Origin of the sequence: Pseudooceanicola pacificus, assembly GCF_009789075.1 — a bacterium.
GTDB lineage: Bacteria > Pseudomonadota > Alphaproteobacteria > Rhodobacterales > Rhodobacteraceae > Pseudooceanicola > Pseudooceanicola pacificus.
In genome coordinates, this window is the sequence record NZ_WNXQ01000012.1 from 81553 (window position 1) to 105103 (window position 23551).

Annotated in this window: 22 protein-coding genes and 1 pseudogene; 10 read left to right on the top strand and 13 right to left on the bottom strand. The window is 67.0% G+C overall.

Going from position 1 to position 23551, the window contains the following annotated elements; all coding sequences use genetic code 11:
• Positions 1 to 17: 17 nt before the first annotated feature.
• The 8 genes from GLS40_RS17890 to GLS40_RS16295 form a co-directional block, all read right to left on the bottom strand.
• Complete coding sequence (locus GLS40_RS17890) at positions 18 to 119, bottom strand: DUF2474 domain-containing protein (protein WP_202076243.1); 102 nt, start codon at positions 117 to 119, stop codon at positions 18 to 20.
• The gene (gene cydB, locus GLS40_RS16265; RefSeq protein WP_160383711.1) at positions 119 to 1144 is read right to left on the bottom strand and encodes a cytochrome d ubiquinol oxidase subunit II; all 1026 of its coding nucleotides are present in this window, start codon (positions 1142 to 1144) and stop codon (positions 119 to 121) included. Before cydB ends, GLS40_RS17890 begins: the two co-directional genes overlap by 1 nt.
• Positions 1141 to 2547: a cytochrome ubiquinol oxidase subunit I gene (locus GLS40_RS16270; protein ID WP_160383712.1), complete on the bottom strand. Its 1407-nt coding sequence runs from the start codon at positions 2545 to 2547 to the stop codon at positions 1141 to 1143. The genes cydB and GLS40_RS16270 overlap by 4 nt, the downstream gene beginning before the upstream one ends.
• Before the next feature lie 334 nt (positions 2548 to 2881).
• Positions 2882 to 3304, bottom strand: coding sequence for an OsmC family protein (locus tag GLS40_RS16275; RefSeq protein ID WP_160383713.1), 423 nt, complete (start codon positions 3302 to 3304; stop codon positions 2882 to 2884).
• A gap of 87 nt (positions 3305 to 3391) precedes the next feature.
• The gene (msrB, locus tag GLS40_RS16280; protein ID WP_160383714.1) at positions 3392 to 3856 is read right to left on the bottom strand and encodes a peptide-methionine (R)-S-oxide reductase MsrB; all 465 of its coding nucleotides are present in this window, start codon (positions 3854 to 3856) and stop codon (positions 3392 to 3394) included.
• 108 nt (positions 3857 to 3964) lie between these two features.
• On the bottom strand, positions 3965 to 4534 hold the full coding sequence (locus GLS40_RS16285; RefSeq protein ID WP_160383715.1) for a fasciclin domain-containing protein: 570 nt from the start codon (positions 4532 to 4534) through the stop codon (positions 3965 to 3967).
• Between the two features lie 433 nt (positions 4535 to 4967).
• Positions 4968 to 5657: an anti-sigma factor gene (locus GLS40_RS16290; protein ID WP_160383716.1), complete on the bottom strand. Its 690-nt coding sequence runs from the start codon at positions 5655 to 5657 to the stop codon at positions 4968 to 4970.
• Entirely contained in the window at positions 5654 to 6196 is a 543-nt protein-coding gene (locus GLS40_RS16295; protein WP_160383717.1) for a sigma-70 family RNA polymerase sigma factor, read from the bottom strand. Before GLS40_RS16295 ends, GLS40_RS16290 begins: the two co-directional genes overlap by 4 nt.
• 134 nt (positions 6197 to 6330) lie before the next feature.
• Between GLS40_RS16295 and cobS the strand changes: the two genes are divergently transcribed.
• The 3 genes from cobS (at position 6331) to GLS40_RS16310 (ending at position 8256) form a co-directional block, all read left to right on the top strand.
• Positions 6331 to 7314: a cobaltochelatase subunit CobS gene (gene cobS / locus GLS40_RS16300; RefSeq protein WP_160383718.1), complete on the top strand. Its 984-nt coding sequence runs from the start codon at positions 6331 to 6333 to the stop codon at positions 7312 to 7314.
• A 256-nt stretch (positions 7315 to 7570) separates the two neighbouring features.
• Entirely contained in the window at positions 7571 to 7957 is a 387-nt protein-coding gene (locus tag GLS40_RS16305) for a hypothetical protein (RefSeq protein WP_160383719.1), read from the top strand.
• Positions 7936 to 8256 carry a hypothetical protein gene (locus GLS40_RS16310; RefSeq protein WP_160383720.1) on the top strand — a complete coding sequence of 107 codons (321 nt, stop codon included), beginning with the start codon at positions 7936 to 7938 and terminating at the stop codon, positions 8254 to 8256. The genes GLS40_RS16305 and GLS40_RS16310 overlap by 22 nt, the downstream gene beginning before the upstream one ends.
• Positions 8257 to 8260: 4 nt before the next feature.
• Here GLS40_RS16310 and GLS40_RS16315 read toward each other — a convergent pair whose 3' ends face one another.
• On the bottom strand, positions 8261 to 8881 hold the full coding sequence (locus GLS40_RS16315) for an NADPH-dependent FMN reductase (RefSeq protein ID WP_160383721.1): 621 nt from the start codon (positions 8879 to 8881) through the stop codon (positions 8261 to 8263).
• Between the two features lie 196 nt (positions 8882 to 9077).
• Here GLS40_RS16315 and GLS40_RS16320 point away from each other — a divergent pair, with 196 nt between their 5' ends.
• From GLS40_RS16320 to GLS40_RS16340, 5 genes are all read left to right on the top strand, one after another.
• Positions 9078 to 9425: a winged helix-turn-helix transcriptional regulator gene (locus tag GLS40_RS16320; RefSeq protein ID WP_202076248.1), complete on the top strand. Its 348-nt coding sequence runs from the start codon at positions 9078 to 9080 to the stop codon at positions 9423 to 9425.
• 71 nt (positions 9426 to 9496) lie between these two features.
• Positions 9497 to 11374 carry a cobaltochelatase subunit CobT gene (cobT, locus tag GLS40_RS16325; protein WP_160383723.1) on the top strand — a complete coding sequence of 626 codons (1878 nt, stop codon included), beginning with the start codon at positions 9497 to 9499 and terminating at the stop codon, positions 11372 to 11374.
• 610 nt (positions 11375 to 11984) lie between these two features.
• A complete protein-coding gene (locus GLS40_RS16330; RefSeq protein ID WP_160383724.1) occupies positions 11985 to 13787 on the top strand; it encodes an aminopeptidase P family protein in 1803 nt (600 codons plus the stop codon).
• Positions 13788 to 13897: 110 nt separating this feature from the next.
• Positions 13898 to 14239, top strand: a complete 342-nt coding sequence (locus tag GLS40_RS16335) for a DUF427 domain-containing protein (RefSeq protein WP_160383725.1) — start codon at positions 13898 to 13900, stop codon at positions 14237 to 14239.
• Between the two features lie 15 nt (positions 14240 to 14254).
• Positions 14255 to 15274: an NAD(P)/FAD-dependent oxidoreductase gene (locus GLS40_RS16340; RefSeq protein ID WP_160383726.1), complete on the top strand. Its 1020-nt coding sequence runs from the start codon at positions 14255 to 14257 to the stop codon at positions 15272 to 15274.
• A gap of 159 nt (positions 15275 to 15433) precedes the next feature.
• Here GLS40_RS16340 and GLS40_RS16345 read toward each other — a convergent pair whose 3' ends face one another.
• The 3 genes from GLS40_RS16345 to GLS40_RS16355 all read right to left on the bottom strand — a co-directional run bounded on the left by GLS40_RS16345 (position 15434) and on the right by GLS40_RS16355 (position 19210).
• The gene (locus GLS40_RS16345; protein ID WP_160383727.1) at positions 15434 to 16627 is read right to left on the bottom strand and encodes a glycosyltransferase family 61 protein; all 1194 of its coding nucleotides are present in this window, start codon (positions 16625 to 16627) and stop codon (positions 15434 to 15436) included.
• Between the two features lie 10 nt (positions 16628 to 16637).
• A complete protein-coding gene (locus GLS40_RS16350) occupies positions 16638 to 17372 on the bottom strand; it encodes an FkbM family methyltransferase (RefSeq protein ID WP_160383728.1) in 735 nt (244 codons plus the stop codon).
• Between the two features lie 155 nt (positions 17373 to 17527).
• On the bottom strand, positions 17528 to 19210 hold the full coding sequence (locus GLS40_RS16355) for a chloride channel protein (protein WP_160383729.1): 1683 nt from the start codon (positions 19208 to 19210) through the stop codon (positions 17528 to 17530).
• A 96-nt stretch (positions 19211 to 19306) separates the two neighbouring features.
• Here GLS40_RS16355 and GLS40_RS16360 point away from each other — a divergent pair, with 96 nt between their 5' ends.
• On the top strand, positions 19307 to 20683 hold the full coding sequence (locus GLS40_RS16360) for an FAD-binding oxidoreductase (protein ID WP_160383738.1): 1377 nt from the start codon (positions 19307 to 19309) through the stop codon (positions 20681 to 20683).
• A gap of 149 nt (positions 20684 to 20832) precedes the next feature.
• Entirely contained in the window at positions 20833 to 22650 is a 1818-nt protein-coding gene (locus GLS40_RS16365; RefSeq protein ID WP_160383730.1) for an alpha/beta fold hydrolase, read from the top strand.
• A 334-nt stretch (positions 22651 to 22984) separates the two neighbouring features.
• Here GLS40_RS16365 and GLS40_RS16370 read toward each other — a convergent pair.
• A pseudogene (locus tag GLS40_RS16370) lies at positions 22985 to 23551 on the bottom strand (DNA repair protein RecN); the annotation flags it as partial.

Genomic DNA, 23551 nt, shown 5'->3' on the forward strand with positions numbered 1-23551 from the left:
CGCCCCGTTGCCGCCCCCTAAAGGCCCAGGGCGGCCCGGATCGCCATCGCGACAAGGGTGACGGCCCCGACGCCCGCCAGCCACAGCAGCAGGAACCACAGTGCGCGGCGGCCCCACATCAGTGGTACCCCTTCTCCGGGTCCAGCTTGCCCCGGAACACCCAATAGGCATAGGCGGTGTAGCCCAGGATCATCGGCAGCAGCACCACGGCGCCCGCCAGCATGAAGGCCTGGCTCTTCTCGGGCGCGGCGGCGTCGTAGAGCGTCACGTCGGGCGGCACGATATGGGGCCACATCGACAGGCCCAGCCCGACAAAACACATGCCGAAAAGCGCCAGCCCCAGCACGAAGGGCAGCCAGTCGCGCCCCCTGTGCTGCAGCGATCGCGCAAGCAGCACCACGATCGCCGCGACCCCCACGGGCACCGGGGCGGCGATCAGCATCGACGGCCAGGTGAACCAGCGCAGGTAGTATTCGGCCTCAAGGAACGGCGTGGCGATCGAGATCGCGATGACGAAGCCCACCGTCGCCAGCCCGATGCCGCGCGCCAGGTGGCGGAAGGGGCGCTGGTCCTCGCCCTCCAGCTTCAGCACCAGCCAGCAGGCGCCCAGGAAGGCATAGCCGGTGACCACCGCCGCCCCGCAGAGCAGGGTGAAGGGCGTCAGCCAGTCCCACCAGCCGCCGGCATAGGCGCGGCCCTCGACCTCGATCCCCTGCACCAGGGCGCCCAGCATGATGCCCTGGGACAGGGCCGCCACGAAGGACCCGCCAAAGAAGGCCCTGTCCCAGAGGGTGCGGCCCCGCAGGGTTTCGGCCCGCCAGCGGAATTCGAAGGCGACGCCGCGAAAGATCAGCGCCAGCAGCATCGCGATCACCGGCGGGTAGAGCGCGGGCATCAGGATCGCATAGGCCATCGGAAAGGCCGCCATCAGCCCGCCGCCGCCCAGGACCAGCCAGGTTTCGTTCCCGTCCCAGACCGGCGCGACCGAGTTCATCATCAGGTCGCGCGACCGCTTTTCCGGGAAAAACGGGTAAAGGATGCCGATGCCCAGGTCGAACCCGTCGAGCACCACGTAGATATAGACCGACATGGCCAGCAGAACGGCCCAGACAAGCGTCAGGTCGAGGTTTACCGCAAGGCTCATGTCGCGTCCTCCTGCATGGCGTGGCGTCCGGCGGCGTGGGTCGGGCCCTCATCCTGCTTGGGGCCGTCCTCGCCCCGCTGCGGGGCCTTGGCCATCAGGCGCAGCAGGTAGATGACCCCTGCCCCGAAGACCGCGAAATAGACCACGATAAAGGCGATCAGCGAGGTGCCCACGGCCAGCGCATCCAGCGGCGAGGCGCTGTCTTCCGTGCGCATCAGCCCGTAGACCGTCCAGGGCTGGCGCCCGACCTCGGTGGTGATCCAGCCCGCCGTCACGGCGATCAGACCCGACGGCCCCATCAGCACCGCCGCCCGGTGCAGCCAGGGCGAATAGAACAGCCGCCCGCGCGCCCGGGCCCAGAGCGACCAGAGCCCCAACCCCAGCATGGCAAAGCCCAGAGCCACCATCACGCGGAAGGACCAGAAGACGATGGCCACCGGCGGCTCGTCCTCGTCCGGCACGGTGTCGAGCCCGTCCAGCGGCGCGTTCAGGTCGTGTTTCAGGATCAGCGACGACAGTTTGGGGATCTCGATCGCATGGCGCATCTCGCCCGCGTCCTGATCCGGGATGCCGAACAGGATCAGCGGGGCGCCGTCGGGGTAGCTTTCGAAATGCCCCTCCATCGCCATGACCTTGACCGGCTGGTGTTCCAGCGTGTTCAGCCCGTGCGCATCGCCGATGACGATCTGCAGCGGGGCGACGATGGCCGCCATCCACATCGCCATCGAGAACATGCGCCGCACGCCCCGGTTGTCATGCTCGCCGCGCAGCAGGTGCCAGGCCCCGACCCCGCCCACGATCAGCGCGGTGGTCAGATAGGCCCCCGTCAGCGCATGGGCCAGCCGGTAGGGAAAGCTGGGGGTAAAGACGATGGCCATCCAGTCGGCGGGCAGGAACTGGCCGTTCTCGCCGATCAGGTGGCCCTGCGGCGTGTGCATCCAGGAATTGACCGAGATGATCCAGGTGGCCGAGATCGCGGTGCCCACGGCCACCAGCGCGGTCGCCGCCATATGCAGCCCGTCGCCGACCTTGTCGCGCCCGAAGAGCATGATGCCCAGGAACCCCGCTTCCAGGAAGAAGGCGGTGAGCACCTCATAGGCCATCAGCGGCCCGATCACCGGCCCCGCCCTGTCCGAGAAGACCGACCAGTTGGTGCCGAACTGGTAGGACATCACGATGCCCGAGACGACGCCCATGGCAAAGGTCACGGCGAAGATCTTGATCCAGTAGTTGAAGAGGCGCAGATAGGTTTCCTGCCGCGTCCTCAGCCACATGGCGTTCAGCACCGCCAGGAACGAGGCCAGCCCGATCGAGAAGGCGGGAAAGATGAAATGGAAGGCAACGGTAAAGCCGAACTGGATTCGCGCCAGCGTGACCGCATCAAACCCCAGGAATGTGTCCATCTCGCGCCCCGCTGTCCGTGTTCCCTATCCCTGACATAGTCACACGGGCGGCTGGATCACGGCTCTGCGACAATCCGCTCGCCCCTGGGCCGGAGATGGCCGGGAGGCGCCGAAACGCAGGGGAAAAACACAGGGGAAACGGGTGTTCGGCGGATCGCGCGCGCCATTGCGACAGATCAACGCAGACGGTGGGCAGAGCCGCGACTTTCGGCGTCACCGGGTGGCGGCAGCCGGTCCCTGCCGGAGGCGGGGACCGGAGCATCGAGCAAGGCCGCATCGCGGCCTTTCCTCTGGATCGGGCCAATGGAACTGGCCACAGGGTCGGGCCCGGCGCTCAGGCCAGGGTGGCGTTCATCGTGATCTCGGCGGTCAGCAGTTTCGAGACGGGGCAGCCCGCCTTGGCCTTGCCTGCCGCCTCGGCAAAGGTCTCGGCGGTGGCCCCGGGGATCCTGGCGGTGACCTCCAGGTGAACCTTGGTGATGGTGAACCCGCCGTCCTTCTGCTCCAGCGAGACGGTGGCCTTGGTCGCGATCTCGTCGGCAACCAGGTCGTACTCGCCCAGGATATTGGACAGGGCCATCGAGAAGCAGCCCGCATGGGCCGCGCCGATCAGCTCTTCAGGATTGGTGCCGGGGCCGTCCTCGAACCGGGTGTTGAAGCCGTATTGCGCCTTGTCGAGAATGCCCGACTGCGCCGAAACCGTGCCCTTGCCGGTCTTGAGGTCGCCGGACCAGACGGCGGAACCGCTGCGTTTCATGAAAGACTCCTGTCGTTCGGAAAAAGTGAAGGGCGGCCCATGTGACCGCCCTGTGCGCAACGCGCATCCCTGCCTTCGGGTTCCGCCTCAGGCGGCGGCAAATTTCAGCGAGACGCCGTTGATGCAGTGCCGCTTGCCCGTGGGCTGCGGCCCGTCGTTGAAGATATGTCCCAGGTGCGAGCCGCAGCGGCGGCAGTGGCATTCGGTGCGCACCATGCCCAGCGAGCGGTCCTCGCGCGTGGCGACGGCGTTTGGCAGGGCCTGCCAGAACGACGGCCAGCCGGTGCCGCTGTCGTATTTGGTCTTGCTGGAATAGAGCGGCAGATCGCAGCCCCGGCAGAGGTAGGTGCCGGCGGCCTTGTTATGCGTCAGATCCGAGGTTCCGGCGCGTTCCGTCCCCTCCTGGCGCATCACCTTGTACTGCGCGGGGGTCAGCATCGCTTTCCATTCGGCCGTGGTGCGGGTGACTTCGAAACGGTCCGCCGCGCGGGCCGCAAACGGGGCAAGGCCCGCGAACAGCGTGGCGGCGGCGACAAAATGGCGGCGGTTCATGGCATGTCCTCCCGTTCGGGGGTGGTCCGCAGGGCTCCCCTGCGCCAAGTGTGTCGCACCGCCCGGGTGCGGGGCAATCCCGGGCGGCACAACTTGGCGTGAGGCCGATTACATGTCGGACTTCGGCAGCAGCACGTGGTCGATCACATGCACGACGCCGTTCGACTGTTTCACGTCGGCGACGATGACGGTGGCCTTGTTGCCCATCTCGTCCTGCAGAACGATGTTGTCGCCGTCCATCATGGCCTTCAGCGTGCAGCCGCCAACGGTCGGCACGTCATGCTCGCCGCCGTCATCCGCGATCATCTTGCCGATGGCATCCGACATCGCGTCGGCGGCCACAACGTGGCAGGTCAGGATCTTCGTCAGCTGGTCCTTGTTCTCGGGCTTCAGCAGCTCGGCGACGGTGCCGTCGGGCAGCATGTCAAAGGCTTCGTTGGTGGGCGCGAAGACGGTGAACGGACCTGCACCCATCAGGGTGTCGACCAGGCCGGCGGCCTTCACGGCGGCAACCAGCGTGGTCAGGTTCGGAGCGTTCGAGGCGTTTTCGGCGATGGTCATCTCGGGCGACATCTCGGCGCCGCCAACGGTCGGGTTCATCGAGTGGCTCGCAGCAAAGGCTGCGGAGGCGAGTGCGATGGATGCCGCGCCGGCGGTGAGGAAGGTCTTGAAGGACATTTGATTGCTCCAGTGTCAAAATTTGTGCCCAGGCTTTGCTGCCCGGGTTACTGGTAGCTACGGGGCGCCCCGGCGAATGGTTTCAAAACAATCCGGACCCGGTAAACACTTAAATGTGAAAATAAAATTTGATCCGAACGCACGGAGGCGGACCCGCCCCGCGGGGGGCGATCCGGCTGCCATTCGTTGCGCCGTGCGGCCCGTCAGGCGCGCAGCAGGACCTCGGCCAGTATCGCCAGGGCGATGACGATCACGATAAAAATCCAGACCCAGATTCGGCGGCTGCGCGGCATGTTCACTCCTGTTCGGTCCGGCGCGCCACGGGAACAGGCGCGACCGGCATCCGCACATACGGCGTCCGGCGCTGTTCTGTTTCAGAAAACCGAAAATACCCGGCGCGGCTGACCCGCTGCCGGGATCGGCCGCGCCCGGTTCAGGCGGGCGAGACCTGGCCCACGGCCAGCACATCGCCGGTCGGCGCGCCGGTGGGCGAACCGCCCTCGGGCTCGTCCGAGATGGCGAGCGTTCCGCCCGGCAGTCCGGCGGCGATCGGCGCGGGTAGGACGATGCGTTCGTCATCCGCGCCCGTCGGCCAGACCATGACGGACACCGGCGCGTTCGACCCGGCGATCAGCCAGAATTCCAGCGAGCGCCCGGGCGCGGCCTGCCCCGCCAGCCGCACCAGATGCAGGCTGCCGGTATCGGCGTCATAGGCCGCGCGGAAGCGCAGCGAACTGTCCTGCGCCTCGACCCGTGCCACGAATTCCGGCTGGTTCGCCGGACCCAGCAGGCCCGAGGAAATGACGACAAAGGCCAGCCCTGCGGCGGCGACGGCCCCCACGAACATCCGCACGATCCCCAGGCGCTGCAACAGCGAGGGTGCCCGTTCGGTGCCGAACAGCACCTCCGAGATCGACACGAAGACACCGGGCGGGGGCAGTTCCTCGGGGATGCCGTCGGTCATCACGGCGAAGTCGTCGGCCCACACGGCGACACTGTCGCGAAGCGCGGGCTCCACGTTCATCCGCGCCTCAAGCGCGCGCGACGTCTCGTCATCCAGCAGCCCCAGAATGTATTCTGCGGCGAGGATGCGATCGTCTTCAGTGTCAGCCGGGATGCTCATCGCTCCAGGCACTCCCTCAATTTCAACAGGCTGCGGCGCAGCCATGTTCGCATCGTGTTCAACGGCACGCCGAAGCGGTCCGCAAGATCCGCATAGGTTTCCCCATGCAGGTAAGCCAGCCTGACCGCGGATGCGCGGTCTTCGGGCAGTTCGTCGAGGCAGCCGACAAGCCGGCCCCTCTCGGAAGAGGCAATCGCCATCGCCTCGGGTCCAGGAGCGCCATCCGGCAGCTCCTCGGCCTTGTCCAGCCCCTCTCCCTTGGCTCGGCGCGCCCTCAGCCGGTCGATGGCATGATTGCGTGCGATGGTGATCAGCCACGTCATCGGACTGAATCCACCTGCCTTGTACCTATCCGCGTTGCGCCAGACCTTGACGAAGACCTCTTGCAACGCATCTTCTGCTTCTGGCCTCGAATTCAATATACGCAGGCAGATTCCGAAAAGTTTCGCGGATGTCAGTTCATAGAGCCGGGAAAATGCGGCACGGTCGCGTAGCGCCGTCCGGGCAATGAGCTCTTCGATGTCCGCCCGCGTGGCCATTCCGGCTTCTGCCCTCTCTCTGGAGCCAGTGCGCTACACTGGTGCCCAACCCCGTTGTTCCTCTTGTGTCCGACCCCGATATGAGGCACGACGGTCCGTGCAATTCGAGGCCCTACCAGAAGGACATGTCGACCATGGCGGACGGATCGACCGATATCAACGCTAAACCGACCGAAGAAATTTCGGTCCGCGAAGTCTTCGGTATCGACACCGACATGATCGTGAAGGGCTTCGAGAACATCACCGACCGGGTGCCCGAGACCGACAGCACCTACAAGTTCGACCCGGACACCACGCTGGCCATCCTCGCGGGGTTCAGCCACAACCGCCGGGTGATGATCCAGGGCTACCACGGCACCGGCAAGTCGACCCATATCGAACAGGTCGCCGCCCGGCTGAAATGGCCCTGCGTGCGGGTGAACCTCGACAGCCACATCAGCCGGATCGACCTGATCGGCAAGGATGCGATCAAGCTGCGCGACGGCAAGCAGGTGACGGAATTCCACGAAGGGATCCTGCCCTGGGCCCTGCGCAACCCGACCGCCATCGTCTTTGACGAATATGACGCGGGCCGCGCCGACGTGATGTTCGTGATCCAGCGCGTGCTGGAACATGACGGCAAGCTGACCCTGCTGGACCAGAACGAAGTCATCACGCCCAACAAGTATTTCCGCCTGTTCGCGACCTCGAACACCGTGGGTCTGGGCGACACGACCGGCCTTTATCACGGCACCCAGCAGATCAACCAGGCCCAGATGGACCGCTGGTCCCTGGTGGCGACGCTGAACTACCTGTCGATCGACGCGGAAACCGCGATCGTGCTGGCCAAGGCGCCGCATTACAACAACGAGAAGGGCCGCAAGACGGTCAAGCAGATGGTCACCGTGGCCGATCTGACCCGGACCGCCTTTATGAACGGCGACCTCTCGACCGTGATGTCGCCCCGGACGGTGATCACCTGGGCGCAGAACGCCGAGATCTTCCGCTCCATCGGCTATGCCTTCCGCCTGACCTTCCTGAACAAATGCGACGAGCTGGAGCGCCAGACCGTGGCCGAGTTCTATCAGCGCTGTTTCGACGAGGAACTGCCCGAAAGCGCGGCGTCGATGGCCAGCTGAGGCGCCGGACGCCCTGCCATGCCAAAGGATCGAAGGGGTCGTGGAAACACGGCCCCTTTTTCCATTCCCGCCCCCGCGCATTTGCCCGGCCCCCGGGGGGCGCCGAGTCGGGCGGTCAACTTTTCGGGAGTGTCGGAACCGCCCCTGCCGGGCGACGTTTAGCATCATGACGTCATGGCATCATCCAAAAGCCACAGGCGAAAAGTTTTCATTCCGCTTAATTGATCGGCAATCGCGATGAATTACTATTCACCACATGGCAAAGCTTCGCCTGACACTGGCCGTCACGGCTGCATGGCTCCCCCTCGCCGCGGGGGCGGTGGACAGCACGGGCCAGCAGGATGCCCTGACCCTGTTCGCGACATGCACCGGCCGGCTGTCGGCCCTGATGGAACACCAATGGCTCACCGACGGCCCGCAATCCGAAGAAACCGCCAGGACCCGCGCCCGCATGATCGGCTTGCTGGAAACGGTGATGCCCCCCGGCGCGGGGGCCGAGGTGCTGCATCGCCGGATCGAGGCCAAGATGGCGCAGGCCGCGTTGCTGGGTCAGGCGACATTCGCGACCGACCCGCGGCGCGCCGCCACGGCGCGGCGCTTGGCCGCGCTGCAACTGGCGCAATGCGAACGGCTCTTGCTCTGATGCTGCTGGCGGCTCCGGCCGCCGCGGCCACGGCGGACGATTATGCCCGCTGCGCCGCGCTCTGGTACGGGATGGTCGACGCGGCCGAGGACCTGCCCGGCTTCATCCAGGACACTTCGGATGCAAAGGCCCTCGCCCGCAGGTTCGGGGATGCGGCGGGCGCGGGCTCCCGGGCGCTCATCGCTGAGGAACGCCCGGGGATGGAGCTGCTGTTCCGCGCCTATGTCGGCGGCGACGAGCAGAGCATCCGGCTGTTTGACCGGCTCGCCGCGCGCTGCGACGAGATCCAGCCGAAGTGACGGGTCAGGCCGCCTTGCGCTCTTCCGCGGCACGCGCGCCCTTGAGCAGGTCGGCCCACCAGTAGAGTTCGTCCAGCATCGCGGCGGCCGAGGGGGCCAGCACGGCGTCGATCTCGGCGATCGAGGCATCGGCATTGCCGCCCATCGGATGCACCTTCATCAACTCGCCGCCGCCGATATGCACGGCCGAGGCCACGTTCACCATGCGCAGTTCCACCGCGATGGCGCGCAGATGCTCCACCGCACGGGCCGCGCCGACACCGCCATAGCCGACCACGGCCGCGGGCTTGCGGGCCCATTCGTTGAACGCCTGATCCAGCGCGTTTTTCAGCGCGCCCGAAATGGAATGGTTGTACTCGGCGGTGACGAACACATATCCGTCATACTGCGCCAGGGTCTCCTGCCATTTGACCGCCTTCGGATCCTTCGACGGCATCCATTTGTTCGAGGCCATCTCATCGAACATCGGCAGGTCGAAGTCGGCCAGATCGAGGATATCGGCGGTCATCCGGCCATCGGCGATGATCTTGTCCTTGATCCATTCAGCGGGCTTGTGACCCCAGCGGGTCGGGCGCGTCGTGCCGAGGATCACGGCGATGTTAGGATTTGAATGGGTATTGGTCATGGCACACTCCGTCCGGGATATGGTTTCTTTTGGTAACTACAGATAGAAGAGACACCGCCACGAGTCGCAAGGAGGCACCTTCATGAAACCTGAGGATCTGGGGGTCAATGCACGCACAGCCATTGTGCAGAACCACACTGATTGTGTTCAAGCCACTGAGAAGTGGAAGGAATTTCACGGAGCCGACAAAAGCTGCATGGCCGTGTCCGGTATGCTGCAGCGCATCGGGGACAAGTGGACGGTGCTTGTGGTGAGCTATCTCGGCGAGGGTCCGATGCGTTTCAACGAGCTGCGCAAGGGGATCGGCAACATCAGTCAGAAGATGCTGACCACCACCCTGCGCAATCTGGAACGCGACGGCATGGTGACCCGGACGGTGACACCCACGCGTCCGCCCGCGGTGGAATACGAGCTGACGGAAATCGGCCACTGCCTGCTGGTCCCGGTCAGCGGCCTGGCCCGATGGGCGCTGGAGAACCTCGAACGGATCGAGGCCGCCCGGGCCGAATACGACGCCCGCAGCGGGACCGCCGCAAGCGAATGAGCGGCCTCGGTCAGCCCTTCACGCGCGCGGATCCACTTGCCGGGGACGCGGCGGAGTGCTTTACCGGGACCATGAGCAAGCCGACCGACAACCCAGCAGATCCGTTCAAGAAGGCCCTGGCCGAGGCCACCAAGGTCATGGCCCACGACCCGGACCTGAACGTCACCTATTCCGTCGACCCTTCGGGCAAGTCGGGCGACAGCCTGCGCCTGCCGCAGGTCAGCCGCCGGATGACCAAGGACGAGGTCCTGCTGGCCCGCGGCACCGCCGATGCGCTGGCGCTGCACCACCGCTATCACGACGCCCAGACCCACGCCAAATACGTGCCGCCGGGCGAGATGGCCCGCGATCTCTACGAGGCGATGGAGACGGCGCGCTGCGAAGCCATGGGCGCGCGCGACATGCCCGGCACGGCCAAGAACATCGACGCCAAGATCGGCGCCGAGGCGCGGCGCATGGGGTACGACCAGATCACCCAGGCCGCCGACGCCCCCCTGCCCGTGGCGGCCGGATACCTCGTGCGCCATCTGGCGACGGGCCGCGAGATGCCCCAGGGCGCGCAGAACGTGATGGAGCTGTGGCGCGGGTTCATCGAGGATCAGGCCGGCGGCACGCTGGAGAACCTGAACGACAAGCTGGCGGACCAGACCGAATTCGCCCGATTCGCCCGCAAGATCATCGACGACCTGGGCTATGGCGACCAGCTGGGCGAGGATCCGGACGGCACCGACGACGACAGCCCCGATGACGCCCAGGAGGGCGACGAGGAAGAGGAACAGCCCGACAGCACCGGCAGCGACGACCAACAGGACGACGAGGCCGAGGCCAACCCCGAACAGAGCCAGGACGAACAGCAGGATCCCTCCGAGGCGCAGGTCTCGATGGACGAGATGGCCGACCAGGAGATGGGCGAGGAAGCCGAGATGCCCGAAGGCGAGGCCCCGCTGGAGCCGCCCGCCCCCGCGCCCGCCTCTGAGGCCGATCCGAATTACATCGTCTACAACAACGAGAATGACGAGGAGGTGTCCGCCGAGGACCTCGCCGATCCGGTGGAGCTGGAACGCCTGCGCGCCTATCTCGACCAGCAGCTCGAACCGCTGAAGGGCGCCGTCTCGCGTCTGGCCAACAAGCTGCAGCGGCGGTTGCAGGCGCAGCAGAACCGCTCGTGGGAATTCGACCGCGAGGAAGGCATCCTCGACGCTGGCCGGCTGGCCCGCGTGGTGGCCAACCCGACGACGCCGCTGTCCTTCAAGGTCGAAAAGGACACCGAGTTCCGCGACACCATCGTGACCCTGCTGCTGGACAACTCGGGCTCGATGCGGGGCCGGCCGATTTCCATCGCCGCGATCTGTGCCGACGTGCTGGCCCGCACGCTGGAGCGTTGCAACGTCAAGGTCGAGATCCTGGGGTTCACCACCCGCGCCTGGAAGGGCGGGCAGGCGCGCGAGAAATGGCTGGCCGACGGCCGCCCGCAGCAGCCCGGCCGCCTGAACGACCTGCGCCACATCGTCTACAAGAGCGCCGATGCCCCGCTCCGCCGGGCCCGTGCGAACCTGGGCCTGATGATGAAAGAGGGCCTGCTGAAGGAAAACATCGACGGCGAGGCGCTGGAATGGGCGCACCGGCGCATGGCCGGACGGCGCGAGGCGCGCAAGATCCTGATGGTGATTTCCGACGGCGCGCCGGTCGACGATTCGACCCTGTCGGTGAACCCGGCGAATTTCCTGGAAAAGCACCTGCGCGACGTGATCGCCATGGTCGAGAAAAGGAAGATGGTCGAACTGATCGCCATCGGCATCGGCCATGACGTGACGCGCTATTACGATCGGGCGGTGACGATCACCGACGTGGATCAGCTGGCCGGCGCGATGACCGAACAGCTTGCCTCGCTCTTCGACAACGACCCGCGCGCAAGGGCACGCATTTTCGGGATCAAGAAAGCCGGTTGAGGGCCGGGGCACGGTGGTGCCCCTGGCCAGGGGCGGGTCATTCCGGCCGGGCACGTTGGCCTTTGTGACGTGCCCACAGACGCTGCCCCCCGCGCAGAATCTCCGCATTCTTGCCCGCTCGGGTTCCAGGCCACGCCGCGGCGCGATCCGCCGCCATTGCCGCGCCATCGTCCGGGAAACCGGCCGCGCCGTGCCCGAGGTGTCGCGCTGTGTCCGGGCGAGCTCAGCCCCCCGAGACAGACGTGTGACGGCATCGCATCACGCACCCGCCCGGGCGTCGCGGCGCCGCCTTTCGGGCCGTGTTTCGCGTGGCTTGCGGTGCGGTGTCGGGACCGGCGACTTGCGCCTGTTCGCCCGCTCAGGTCGGGTGGCCGGGGTGTCAGACATCCGACTCTCGCCCCAGGTGGCGGGACGAACGGTCTGCGGATAGTGGCCACCAAACGGTGGAACTTCGGAATGTAACGATCTGACAAATAAATAAAATCATGCAGACGGACCCCGATCCGCGCCGCCCCGTACCCCTCCAACATTCCGCGCCGCAGCATCAATCCGCTTGCGTTCTACCGCGCGGTAAGGTTCCCTGCGCACCTGACATGACGCGGAGACCCCGATGTTCCAGACCTTCGACAGCCCGACCACGCCCCAGGCCGGTCCGCCGCGCCTCAAGGCGCTGCGCAAGGAGATGGCGAAGGACGGGCTTGCAGGTTTCATGGTGCCCCGTGCCGATGCGCATCAGGGCGAATACGTGGCCCCGCATGACGACCGCCTCGCCTGGCTCACCGGCTTTACCGGATCGGCCGGGTTCTGCATCGTCCTGCCCGAGATCGCGGGCGTCTTTGTCGACGGGCGCTACACCGTGCAGGTCAAGGCGCAGGTCGCCCAGCCCGACTACACGCCGGTCGACTGGCCCGCCACGCGCCCCGGGCCGTGGCTGCGCGAGAACCTGTCCAGCGGCGCCGTGGGCTATGACCCCTGGCTGCACGCGGTGGCCGAGATCGAGGCGCTGGAACAGGCGCTCGACGGGTCGTCCGTCGGGCTGGTGCCGCACCGCAACCTGGTGGACCGGATCTGGGCCGACCAGCCCGCCCCGCCCAAGGGCGCGATCAAGCCCTACCCCATCGAATTCGCGGGCGAGCCCCATGACAGCAAGCGCAAGCGCCTGGCGGCCGAGCTGAAGAAGGCCGGCCACCGCGCCGCCGTCATCACCCTGCCCGACAGCATCGCATGGCTGCTGAACGTGCGCGGGTCGGACATTCCCAAGAACCCGGTGCCGCATTGCTTTGCCATCCTGCACGACACCGGCATGGTCGATCTGCTGGCCCTGCCGGACAAGGTCGACGACGGGTTGAAGGCGCATCTGGGCAAGGATGTGCACCTGAACGGGCCCAAGGCCTTTCCCACCGTGCTGCAATCGCTCGACGGCCCGGTCCGGATCGACCCGGCCTCCTGCCCCGTCTGGGTCAAGCTGCAGCTTGAAGAGGACGGGATCGCCATCGCGCGCGGCTCCGATCCCTGCATCATGCCCAAGGCCTCGAAATCCGAGGCCGAGCTGAACGGCACGCGCGAGGCGCATCTGCGCGACGCCGCCGCCATGTGCCGGTTCCTGCATTGGTTCGACAGCGCCGACAAGACAGCCCTGACCGAGATCGACCTGGTCACTGCGCTGGAGGGATTCCGGCGCGAGACGAATTCGCTGCTCGACATCTCGTTCGACACCATCGCGGGGGCCGGACCGAACGGCGCCCTGCCCCATTACCGGGTGACGACCGAAACCAACCGCACCCTGGCGGATGGCGCGCTGATCGTGGTGGACAGCGGCGGGCAGTATTACGACGGCACCACCGACATCACCCGCACGCTGGTGGTCGGCCAGCCGGGCGCCGCGGAAAAGGCCGCCTATACCCGTGTCCTGCAGGGGATGATCGCGATCTCGCGTCTGCGCTTTCCGCAGGGCGTGGCGGGCATGCATCTGGATGCCATCGCGCGCCAGAACCTGTGGATGGCGGGTATGGATTACGACCACGGCACAGGCCACGGCGTGGGCACCTACCTTTGCGTGCACGAGGGGCCACAGCGCCTGGCCCGCAGCGGCGACGTGCCCTTCCGCGCCGGCATGATCCTGTCGAACGAACCGGGTTATTACCGCGAGGGCGCCTTTGGCATCCGGATCGAGAACCTGATCGTGGTGCAGGAGGCCCGCGCCATCGCCGGGGGCGATGCGCATCGACAGATGTATGAATTCGAAACCATCACCTGGGTCCCGATAGAAACCCGTCTGATAGACACCGAACTGCTGACAACAGCGGAACGGGACTGGATCAATGCCTACCACCGCTCCGTGCGCGCGCGTATCGCACCGCGTCTGGACGGAGAGGTTGCGATATGGTTGCATCATGCGACCGAACCGATCTGAGCCCGCCACACAGCCAGCACAATCGTCCGCATCCGCGGAGCACGGCCATCACGACACTTTCCTGTCACATTGACAGGTCACGACAGAACCAGCCTAGGGGAGGGCAGGACATGACCGATATCACCATCAGGCCGGCAGAGGGCACCTGGACGGTGCGCGCCGGCGGCGCCGTTCTGGGCGAGAGCCGCAATGCGCTCGAACTTTCCGAGAACGGGTATCCGCCGATCATCTATTTCCCGCGCGGCGACATCGCCATGGCGTTCCTCGACAAGACCGAGAAGACGTCCTGGTGCCCCAAGAAGGGCGACGCGAGCTATTACTCGATCGAAACCAAGAACTCGACCATCGACAACGCCGCGTGGAGCTATGAGGCTCCGTTGGAGGGGATGGAGCAGATTGCCGGCCACCTCGCCTTTTACGCGACCGAGTTCGTGACCGTCGAGAGGGTCTGAACCGGAGCCCACGCCATGCGCGTCGCCATTGTCGGGTCCGGGATTGTCGGCGCGTGGATTGCTTTTGAGCTGTCCGCCCGGCACCGGATCACCATCGTTGATGCGGCGCCGCAGGCCGGGGCCGGCGCGTCCGGCCGGTCGTTCGGCTGGATCAATCACATCCATTGCGACCCCGAAGGCGAGAGCGCGGAATTCGACCGCCGCCTGGCGGCCCGCGACCGTTTCGACCGGATGAACGACCGGCTGGGCGGGGCGCTCTTCGCCGCCGGATCGGGCTCGCTTGTCTGGGGCGTCACGGATGGCGCGACCGAGGCGATGGCCAACCCGCACCTGGCCCGGGGCGCCCCCTCGCGCCTGATCGGGCGGGACGAGATCGAGCGCATCGCCCCGCATGTCGCCGGGCCCCCTGCCCTGGCCCTGCATTCCCCGCGCGACGTTGCGCTCTCGGCCGGTTTCGCCGCCGGGCTGATGGCCCAGGCCGCGGCCGAGAACGGCGCGCGGATGCTGATGGGCCACACGGTGCTGGGCGTCGAAGTCGCGCAGGGCCGTGCCACCGGGCTGCGGCTGGCCGAAACCGTGATCGCCGCCGATGTCGTGGTGCTGGCCGCGGGCACGAACATTCCCCGCCTGCTGCCCGATCCGGGCGCGCTGCGGATCGGCAGTTCCCCCGCCGGGCTGGTGCGCCTGGCCGCAACCGGGCCCGCGCCCGCCGTCATCCTCGACACGCCCAAGGTCGAGATCCGGCCCGCAGGCCCCGGCTACTGGTTGTCGGCTGTGGATCTGGACGGCAGCGGCCCGCAGATGTCGCTGGACGATATCGCGGCCCGTGTCCGTGCCGATGCGATTGCGCTGATGCCGGGGCTCAGGGACCTGCGGGTCACGGCCACCGCAGCCGCCGCCCGCCCGATGCCCCAAGGCGGGCTGATCGCCGGGCCGGTTCCGGGGGTCGAGGGGCTGTTTGCCGCCGTCTCGCACCCGGGCGTGATCAACGCGCCCTTCCTGTCGGATCGTATCGCGGCCCTGCTGGACAGCTGACGCCCGCGCCCCGCGCGGCGGGCCTGTCCAGTGCGGGCCTGTCCGGGGCTGGCCTGTCCGGGGCGGGATTGTCCGGGGCGGAATCGTCACCCAGGTCCTGAATGCAAAAGGCCGGGCGCTGGCAGCGCCCGGCCGCTGGTTCGGCAGTGCCGCAGCGGGCTAGTCCTCGGCCGCGCCGCCCTGGGCCTTCTTGCGCTGGTTCATCGGGCGCAGGTTGCCCGCGCGCTTGCCCAGCAGGCGGCGTACCTCGACCTTGCGCATGTCGGGCCAGCCCGCGGTGCCCGAGACGAAACCGCCCTCGGCCAGCAGCTTTTCGACCGCGGGGAAATCCAGCTCCCCCAGCCCCATCCGTTTGGCCTTGGTGCCTTCGGGCATCCAGATGCGGCGCAGGGCCTGAACCGGCAAAGGCTCGGACCCGCCGAAAGAGGCCAGGTGCTGTTCGATATAGTTGGAAGCCGAGGACTGCCGCCGCAGCACCACCGCAACCTTCTGATCCGGCCGGGCCACCATAGCAAAGAGATGCAGGGCCGAGCCTTCGGCGGCGATCACATGGGTCGCGGCCTTGTACCGGGCCACCTGCTCGGCCATCGAGAATTTCTGCGGGTGGTAGATCTCGTAACCCTCGGCGGTCAGCAGTTCCTCCAGCCGTTCCTCTCCCACCAGGCCGCCGCGCTGGACGCCCAGAAGCGAGCGCGAGATATAGATCTTGGGCCCGCCTTCCGCCGGAATGTCGCTGCCGTAGCGCGCATGGATCGCGTCGCGATAGCTTTGCGTGCCGGCGATGATCTCGCCCAGGCCGAAACCGGGGCCGGGCACCACCAGATGTTCGACGCGCATCGGCTCGCTCGCCACCTTGACGGGCAGGTCGGTGCCCATCTGGCGGATGAAATCCAGCTGAAAGCCGCGCACCTCTTCGCCCACGGCGGGACGTTTGGGGATGTAGAGGATGCCTTCGGCCTCTCCCAGCTTGTCCAGCGCCCAGAGCCGCGTGGTGCTTTCGGCCAGGAAGTGCCCGAAATGCGCCCAGAGCACCCCGCCCCAGAGCCATTTGCCCTTGAGCACCGGCAGTTCGCCCTCGGGCATCGCCGGTTCGGTTGTGAGCGGCCGCCACTTGCGCCAGAGCGCGCCCTGCGGGCAATAGCTGCCATCGCCGGCCAGCAGGCCGGCGGCTTGGACAAAGCTGCTTTCAACCGGGGGCACCACATAGGCGTCGCGCAGTTCGGTGATGCTTTCCGACCAGCCCCCGCCCGGCATGGGCCGGCCCAAAGGGTTGTCGGGTTCACTCAGGTGCAGGTCTGACCCGCCGGAGTCTTCGTCCTGGTCTTCGGCTTCTGCCGGGGAATGGGTGTTCATCTCTCCGCCCTCAACCGGTCCGCTCGCAGGTCCAGACAAGGCGACTGGAATGGCCTTCGATCCGTTCGAACCCCGCTTCCTTCACCATGTCCTTGCAGCGGCGCATCCCCTCGACCCCATAGGCGGCGGGGTGGAATTCCAGCACCAGCGCGCGGAACCCGCCAAGATCGGCATGGGTGAGGATGTCCAGTTCCCCGCCCTCGATATCCATCAGCAGGACATTGGGCCTGAGAACGGCCACCGTGTCGGCAAAGCTGCTGGTGGGCACGCTGACCTTGCGGGTGGCGCGGTCGGCGCGGTCGATCAGCGAAGAGCCGAGGTAGGAATTCGCGATGTAGAAGCTGACCGTCTCGGGCCGGTCGGGCTGGGCCATCAGCACGCGGTTGGTGACGCCGATCCGGTCGTCCAGCCCGTTGAGGCGATAGAGCGCCTCGACATGTTCGATCAGGTCGGGATTGGCCTCGAAACTCGCCACCACGGCGGGTTCGGCAGTCTTGGCCACCACGGCCCCGACAGCGCCGATCCCGGCGCCGAGTTCCAGCACCCGGTCGCCCTTGCGGACGACGTGGAGCGCGCCGCGGATCTCCTGCCCCTCGTAGGTGCCGGCGTTCAGCCGTTCGATCCGTTTGTCATGCAGCATCGGCGACATGGGAAACCGCACCCCGTAGCAGGTCGCCGCCACCTCGGGTTCGGACAGGGAGGTCGGTGACCACCCGGTGTCCAACGCGTTAAACTGAGGACTCATCTTGATTGCCAGATTACCTGTCATGTGTACTGCCCCTTTTTCAGGTTATTGCAGACAGGCTAAGATCTGGTTGCCAATCGCGCCAGCACGGGTTCGGCGCGGCCCGGGATTGTCCACAGGCTGCGGCATTCCGGCACCTTTTTGCCGGTTGCCTATTAACTGTGCTCTTCCGCTGCGGTTGCAGCGAGGGCCCGATTGTACACCTTGAGCGCGTCAACATGAAACAATGCGCCCAGCAGTTCCGGCGGTCTGTCGGCCCCGGCCGACAATGTGACGACGGGCAGAAAGGGTTCGCCGGTGCGTTCCAGCAAGGGCAGCGCGACCTCCAGCGTGGCTGAGGCATCGACATAGCTGCCCGCCTCGATCAGCGCCCAGCACCGGTCCTCGGGGGCGGCGCCCTCGGTTCCGGCGCGGCGCATCAGGGTGTCGGCGCGAAAGACGCCCAGCAGATAGGCCTGCGGCCCGGCGGCCAGGTGGATGTTGCGCCGCTCCAGCTGGGTCAGGAAGAACGAGCGGTCGACCAGCCGCGTGCCGATGGCGGTGGAGGTCGAGACGGTGACCATCACCGCCAGCGCGGTCTCCCAGTCGCCGGTCAGTTCGAACACGATCAGCGTGGTGGAAATCGGCGCCCCCAGCACCGCGGCCGACACCGCGCCCATGCCGGCCAGAGCATACAGCGTGATCGAGCCCGAGACATCGGGAAAGAACCCGGTGGCGATCTGCCCGTAGGCCAGCCCGATCAGCGCGCCCACCATCAGCGAGGGCGAAAAGACCCCGCCCCCCATCCGCCCGCCGAAGGTGACCGAAACGGCCACCGTCTTGACCACCGCGAACAGGATCGCATGGCCCAGAACCAGCTGGCCGGTCAGCGCGGCCGAGGTGGTTTCGTAGCCCACGCCGATGATATGCGGAAACGGGATCGCCAGGGCGCCCAGCACCGCCCCCGCCGCCACCGGGCGCAGCCAGCGCGGCAGGCCGGTGCGCGCCTGCACGGCGGTGGCAAAATCCTCGGCCGCAAAGATCGCCAGCATCAGCAGCCCGGCGGCGATGCCGCAGACCACCCCCAGGATCAGAAAGGCCGGCAGTTCCTGGTAGAATTCCAGGAAGGATTGCGCGGGCAGGACAAATTCCGGGACCCCGCCATATTCCAGCCGGTTGATCACGGTGCCCGCCACGCTGGCGATGACGATGGGGGCAAAGGCGTGGATCGCGAAATGCCGCAGCACCACCTCCAGCGCAAAGAGCGCCCCGGCAATCGGCGCGTTGAAACTGGCCGAGACGGCGGCGGCCACGGCACAGCCCAACAGGTCGCGCCCGGTGACGCCATCGGCCCGGATCCGCGTCAGCACCCAGGTCGACAGAACCGAGGCCAGGTGGACCACCGGCCCCTCGCGCCCGGTGGAGCCCCCGGTGCTCAGCGTGATCATCGAGGCGGCGGCCGAGGCCAGCCCGGCCCTGCCCTCCACCCGGCCCTCGTGCAGGGCGGCGCCCTCGATCACATCGGCAACCGAGCGGACCCGCGCATCGGGGGTGAAACGGTGCAGGATCTGCCCGACGATGAACCCGCCGGCAATCGGGATCGTGAGGATCAGATACCACGGCAGGGTCTGGGCGTGGCTGTGCAGCAGGTGCACGTCCTCCAGCCGATAGACCGTGCTCTGGAGCCAGTTGATGCCAAGGCGGAACCCGAGGGCCGCGCCGCCCGCCGCGATGCCCACCAGCAGCGCGATCACCCAGAACTGGAACTGGCTGGGCCCGCGCAGCAGCAGCAGCGCCCATGCCCGGCTGACGTGTCGCCATGCATGGTCCAGCGTCCGGCGCCACAGCCCGTCCCGCATCCGTTCCTTCCGCCCCGTTCCTGTCGCGCCGGTGCCCTTTCGCGCCCGTCGCGCATGTCTTATGACAGCCCGTAGATGTCCAGCACCGAGGCCAAGATGACCATTGCAGCCGCACTCGACGAACTCTCCGCCGTCTTAGGCGATGCACTGACGCGGTCCAAGTCCGATCTCGACCTGCATGGCCGTTCGGAAAGCTATCTGCCCGATCTGCCACCCGACGCGGTGGCCTATCCCGACTCCACCGAACAGGTGGCGCAGATCGTGCAGATCTGCGCGCGCCACGGCTGCCCGGTCACCGCCTGGGGCACCGGCACCTCGCTGGAGGGGCAGAGCCAGGCGCTGCACGGCGGGCTGTGTGTCGATTTCACCCGGATGAACCGTGTGCTGCAGGTCAACCAGGCCGATATGGACGTGCGCGTGCAGCCCGGCGTCACCCGCGAGGCGCTGAACGAGGAGCTGCGGGCCACCGGCCTGTTCTTCCCGGTCGATCCCGGGGCCAATGCCTCGCTCGGCGGCATGGCCTCGACCCGGGCCAGCGGGACCACGGCGGTGCGCTACGGCACGATGCGCGACAATGTGCTGGGGCTGGAGGTCGTGCTGGCCGACGGCCGGGTCATCCGCACCGGCACCCGCGCGCGCAAAAGTTCGGCCGGCTACGACCTGACCGGCCTGTTCGTCGGGGCCGAGGGCACGCTGGGCCTGATCACCGAGCTGACGCTGCGCCTGCACGGCCAGCCCGAGGCGGTGACCTCGGCGGTCTGCGGCTTTGCCACCATACATGACGCCGTTGCCACGGTGATCGACACGATCCAGATCGGGATTCCCATGGCCCGGATTGAATTTGTCGACACGGAAACCGTCTGCGCCGTTAACACTTTTTCGCATACCAATCTGCCGGAAATGCCCCACCTGCTGATCGAATTCCACGGGTCCGACAGCGCCGTGGCCGAACAGGCCGAAAGCTTTGGCGCGGTGGTGGCCGAGCATGGCGGAGAGGGCTTTCAATGGGCCGCCCGGGCCGAGGACCGCAAGGCGCTCTGGACCATGCGGCACAATGCCTATTACGCCATCCTCGCCTCGCGCCCGGGCTGCCGGTCGATTGTCACCGATGTCTGCGTGCCGATTTCCAACCTGGCCCGCGCGGTCGAGGAAACCATTGAAGACCTTAAGGAAAACAACGTGTCCGGCCCGATTCTGGGCCATGTGGGCGACGGCAACTTCCATGCCATCCTGATGTTCGACCCCGCCGATCAGGCCGAGGCCGCCCGCGCCAAGGCCGCTGCAGAACGTATGGTGAGCCGGGCGCTCGACCTGGGCGGCACGGCCACCGGCGAACATGGAATCGGTATCGGCAAGCTGGACTACATGGAGCGCGAACATGGCGAATCCTGGCAGATCATGGGGGATATCAAGTCCGCGCTGGATCCGCAGGGCCTGCTGAACCCGGGAAAGACCGTCCCGGCACGCCGCTAGAACGATCAAAACGCTTTCAACTTGTGCACAGACTGGTTAATGTATGACAAATTATTACCTTCAGCTGATGCTGAATGGCGCCAGTTACTTTGAATTTCGTTTAGATATCGCAAGTACAGAGCAACCTCCTGGGTCAAGAGGCAAACTGAATGCAGAAGGTTCGAACGTCGGCGTCCGATTTCGCTGAGACGGGAATCGAGGACGAGTTCCTTGAGCGTCTTTACGATGTTGCGCTCGACCCCGCCCATTACGGCGACCTTCTGGATACATGGGAGCGGATGACCGGCCCGCGCCGCCGCAACGCCCCCGAAGTCGCGCCGATCGACCTGGGCCGGCGCGATTTCCAGGCCCATTTCCGCCGCCTCGCCGAATTGCTGGACCGCAGCAGCCTTGGCCCGTCCCTGCGCCCCGAAGAGATCGAACTCTCGGCCTTTCGCCGCGCAGCCGCCTTTTGCATCGACAGCGAATTGCGCCTGCTGGCGGTGAACGACGCGGCGCATCAGCTGTTCGGGCTGGCGACGGGTGGCAGGCTCGACCGGGTGCCGCTGATGCCCGAGGACATCCCCCTGCTGCAGGACGGGGTGCTGGCCCTGTTCCGCGCGCCCGGGCGCCGCTCGGGCCTGCTGCGGATGCGGGGGGCGCAGGATTCCCCGGCCGCCGGGCGGCTGATCCTGTTCCAATTGCGCCTGGTGGAACCGCCCTTCGCCGCGCCCTTCGTGATCGCGGTGAGCTCCGAGCTCAAATGGCCCGACCGGCTGAACGAGACCCTGCGCCGGGGCTTCGGGCTGACCGAGGCCGAGATCGAGGTGCTGCGCAGCCTGACCGAAAGCCGCAGCCCGCGCGAGATCGCCGATCTGCGCGACCGTTCGATCCAGACCGTGCGGGCACAGATCAAGTCCTTGCAGCAGAAGACCGAGACCCGCAGCCAGGGCGACCTGCTGCGCTTTGCGCTTTCGGCGATGGACCTGTCGGATGCCGGCCTCACCGCTCCTGCCGGCCCGGGGCCGAAGGGCGGGCGCTACAATGGCGGCGGGCCCGACAGCGGGCTGATCCCCATTCCCGTGCAGTCGATCCAGCGGCCCGATGGCCGCATAGTGGAATTCCTGGTTCTGGGGGATACCGAGGGCCGCGCGGTCATGTACCTGCCCGGTCTGTTCGGCCTCACCCGCTGGATGGCCGAAGCCGAGGCCCTGGCCGAACGCGAGGGGCTGCGGGTGATCGTGCCGATCCGCCCGGGCTATGGCTGTTCCACACCGCTGCGCGGATCCGAAAGCCGGGTCGAAACCGTGGTCGGCGACATGGCCGCGCTGCTCGATCACCTGGGCGTGCGCCGCGTGCCAATGATCACCCAGGACGACGACCTGCGCTATGCGGTCATCTTTGCCCTGCGCCATCCCGGCCGTCTGATGGGCGTGCTCGCCGCCAGCGCCATGGCCCCGATGAACCGCCATGTGCAGTTCGACCGGATGGGGAAATGGCACCGCTTCATCTATACCGGCGCCCGCTACACCCCGTCGCTGATGCCCTTCATGGTGCGCGCCGGCTTTGCCATGGCACGGCGTCTGGGAAAGCCGGGATTCATCGAGACGATCTATCACGGCTCGCCCTCCGATTACGCGCTTGCCCGCAATCCGGAGGCGATGGATGCGCTGTCGTCCGGGTCCGAGATCACCCTGTCCGACACGGTCAACGCCGCCGACGCCTTTGCGGCCGAGCTGCTGCCGGACCGGAAATGGGACTGGACGAACGAGCTGAAGGCGATGCAAGGCAAGGTGCCCATCATCGCCATGCACGGGCAACAGGATCTGCGCGTGCCCGCCGTCACTCAGGCCGAGATGCGCCGCGATTATCCCTGGATCATCTTTAACCAGTACGAGAATGCCGGCCAGCTGGTGCTGTTCCACCGCTGGCGCGAAATGATCCTCCTGGTCCGCCAGTTGCAGAAGGCGGCGCAGGCGACGGTCTGACCCTGCGCAGGCCCCCGCGATCATCCCGGCATTGCGGCAAAATCGACCCCTGCGCGACTGACTTGCACTGCATGCGGGCTACCCTATCGGGGGTATGACCGGGCGATGGCGTATTGTTAATTTTCAGCGTGTAAGCGGTAAATATGTGTGCCGCCGCGGACCCGCCGGACCCAGGGCTACCCCCCCTATTGGGTCCGCGGCGAGCGTCCCCCCCCAACCAGACGCACAACACAGACCTGCCGCCTTCGGTCGCCGGCCCCAGCCGGCGACCGAGAACCGGCCGCATCCGTCACATGGAAAAAGCACGCCGTCCGAAAAGCGCGCCGTCCCGGCCTCAGCCGATCAGGCTCGTGGCGGCGGCGCGGGCTTCGGCGGTGATGCTGTCGCCCGAGAGCATGCGCGCGATCTCGTCCACCCGGGCCTCGGCATCCAGCGCCACGACGGTGGACAGGGTCTGCCCGCCCGTCACGCGCTTTTCCACCCGCCAGTGATGCGCGCCCAGGGCCGCGACCTGCGGCGAATGGGTCACCACCAGCACCTGCCCGCCCTCGGCCAGCGCCACCAGCCTGCGGCCCACGGCATCGGCGGTTGCCCCGCCGACCCCCCGGTCGATCTCGTCAAAGATCATCGTCACACCCTGCTGGTCGCGCGACAGGCAGACCTTCAGCGCCAGCAGGAAGCGCGACAGTTCCCCGCCCGAGGCGATGCGCCCCAGCGGCCCTGCCGGGGCGCCCGGGTTCGTGGCGACCTGGAACTGCACCTCGTCCACGCCCGTGGGGCCGGGTTCGCCGGGGGTGACCCGGGTCTCGAACTTCGCCCGCTCCATCCGCAGCGGCGCCAGCTCGGCCTCGACAGCCGCGTCGAGCGCGGCGGCGGACCGGCTGCGCGCGGCGCTCAGCCC

What these genes read in the sequence shown, in the direction of transcription:
- GLS40_RS17890 (WP_202076243.1), bottom strand. Translation starts at nt 119, where the DNA reads ATGTGGGGCCGCCGCGCACTGTGGTTCCTGCTGCTGTGGCTGGCGGGC.
- cydB (WP_160383711.1), bottom strand. Translation starts at nt 1,144, where the DNA reads ATGAGCCTTGCGGTAAACCTCGACCTGACGCTTGTCTGGGCCGTTCTG.
- GLS40_RS16270 (WP_160383712.1), bottom strand. Translation starts at nt 2,547, where the DNA reads ATGGACACATTCCTGGGGTTTGATGCGGTCACGCTGGCGCGAATCCAG.
- GLS40_RS16275 (WP_160383713.1), bottom strand. Translation starts at nt 3,304, where the DNA reads ATGAAACGCAGCGGTTCCGCCGTCTGGTCCGGCGACCTCAAGACCGGC.
- msrB (WP_160383714.1), bottom strand. Translation starts at nt 3,856, where the DNA reads ATGAACCGCCGCCATTTTGTCGCCGCCGCCACGCTGTTCGCGGGCCTT.
- GLS40_RS16285 (WP_160383715.1), bottom strand. Translation starts at nt 4,534, where the DNA reads ATGTCCTTCAAGACCTTCCTCACCGCCGGCGCGGCATCCATCGCACTC.
- GLS40_RS16290 (WP_160383716.1), bottom strand. Translation starts at nt 5,657, where the DNA reads ATGAGCATCCCGGCTGACACTGAAGACGATCGCATCCTCGCCGCAGAA.
- GLS40_RS16295 (WP_160383717.1), bottom strand. Translation starts at nt 6,196, where the DNA reads ATGGCCACGCGGGCGGACATCGAAGAGCTCATTGCCCGGACGGCGCTA.
- cobS (WP_160383718.1), top strand. Translation starts at nt 6,331, where the DNA reads ATGGCGGACGGATCGACCGATATCAACGCTAAACCGACCGAAGAAATT.
- GLS40_RS16305 (WP_160383719.1), top strand. Translation starts at nt 7,571, where the DNA reads ATGGCAAAGCTTCGCCTGACACTGGCCGTCACGGCTGCATGGCTCCCC.
- GLS40_RS16310 (WP_160383720.1), top strand. Translation starts at nt 7,936, where the DNA reads ATGCGAACGGCTCTTGCTCTGATGCTGCTGGCGGCTCCGGCCGCCGCG.
- GLS40_RS16315 (WP_160383721.1), bottom strand. Translation starts at nt 8,881, where the DNA reads ATGACCAATACCCATTCAAATCCTAACATCGCCGTGATCCTCGGCACG.
- GLS40_RS16320 (WP_202076248.1), top strand. Translation starts at nt 9,078, where the DNA reads ATGGCCGTGTCCGGTATGCTGCAGCGCATCGGGGACAAGTGGACGGTG.
- cobT (WP_160383723.1), top strand. Translation starts at nt 9,497, where the DNA reads ATGAGCAAGCCGACCGACAACCCAGCAGATCCGTTCAAGAAGGCCCTG.
- GLS40_RS16330 (WP_160383724.1), top strand. Translation starts at nt 11,985, where the DNA reads ATGTTCCAGACCTTCGACAGCCCGACCACGCCCCAGGCCGGTCCGCCG.
- GLS40_RS16335 (WP_160383725.1), top strand. Translation starts at nt 13,898, where the DNA reads ATGACCGATATCACCATCAGGCCGGCAGAGGGCACCTGGACGGTGCGC.
- GLS40_RS16340 (WP_160383726.1), top strand. Translation starts at nt 14,255, where the DNA reads ATGCGCGTCGCCATTGTCGGGTCCGGGATTGTCGGCGCGTGGATTGCT.
- GLS40_RS16345 (WP_160383727.1), bottom strand. Translation starts at nt 16,627, where the DNA reads ATGAACACCCATTCCCCGGCAGAAGCCGAAGACCAGGACGAAGACTCC.
- GLS40_RS16350 (WP_160383728.1), bottom strand. Translation starts at nt 17,372, where the DNA reads ATGAGTCCTCAGTTTAACGCGTTGGACACCGGGTGGTCACCGACCTCC.
- GLS40_RS16355 (WP_160383729.1), bottom strand. Translation starts at nt 19,210, where the DNA reads ATGCGGGACGGGCTGTGGCGCCGGACGCTGGACCATGCATGGCGACAC.
- GLS40_RS16360 (WP_160383738.1), top strand. Translation starts at nt 19,307, where the DNA reads ATGACCATTGCAGCCGCACTCGACGAACTCTCCGCCGTCTTAGGCGAT.
- GLS40_RS16365 (WP_160383730.1), top strand. Translation starts at nt 20,833, where the DNA reads ATGCAGAAGGTTCGAACGTCGGCGTCCGATTTCGCTGAGACGGGAATC.